Raw genomic sequence first — 735 nt, forward strand, 5'->3', positions numbered from 1 at the left:
GAGGCTTAAGATGGCCTTGCGACTGTATTGTTGGTCATCAATAAGTGAAGTGCAAAAGACCTGTACTTCCCCCTTGCGGTTGGTTTTCTTGATAAGCCGCACTTTCATTACAGGGGAGAGATGGGGGTACTTGGACACTAGATATTTAGACTTCTTTGGCAGAGTCAGGCAAACTATCTGTTCATTTAGCCCACTACTGACGAAGGTATTAACGCAGTTCCACCAATTGTCTTTCATTCGAAAAACGAAATGTACTCCTTTGGCCTTTAGTAAGAACATCCGCTCAAAGGAAGCGTAGTAACGATCAAAGAGTAGCAAGTCTCCTTTTTTAATAAAAGGCATGTGCTGATCACAAAGTGCCGATTCGCTGGTGGTATAACTGGCCATAGCAGCATCAATCACTATTCCGTTGAACACATCATAGAGGTATGATATCCGGCTCATCCAATGCCCAGCATCCGCATTGGGGCCAAAACCATGGTAGCTGAAAAGCTTCTCTAGCGAGAAATGGATTCCAGGCAGTTGCAGCGTAGAACCATCCACGCCCAGTACCCGAAAGCCCTTCCATCTCTTGCAAGCCGTACTTTGATAAAAAGCTTCACATACCCTTCGATTGAGCCTTTTGAACACCTTAGGACACAGGTTGGCACGTGCTTGCGTCAGAGCACTCTTGGAGAGAGAAACAAGCCCATGGAAGTCGAAAAAGTCATCAAGACATACCTGTAGACTTTGATT

At 45.4% G+C, this 735-nt stretch carries 1 protein-coding gene; it reads right to left on the minus strand.

Going from position 1 to position 735, the window contains the following annotated elements:
* On the minus strand, positions 1-735 hold a 735-nt coding region (locus RIG68_RS23305), incomplete at both ends, for an IS4 family transposase (protein ID WP_350128038.1).

The sequence above is a fragment of the Imperialibacter sp. genome (assembly GCF_040222385.1).
In the GTDB taxonomy this organism is placed as follows: Bacteria; Bacteroidota; Bacteroidia; order Cytophagales; family Cyclobacteriaceae; genus Imperialibacter.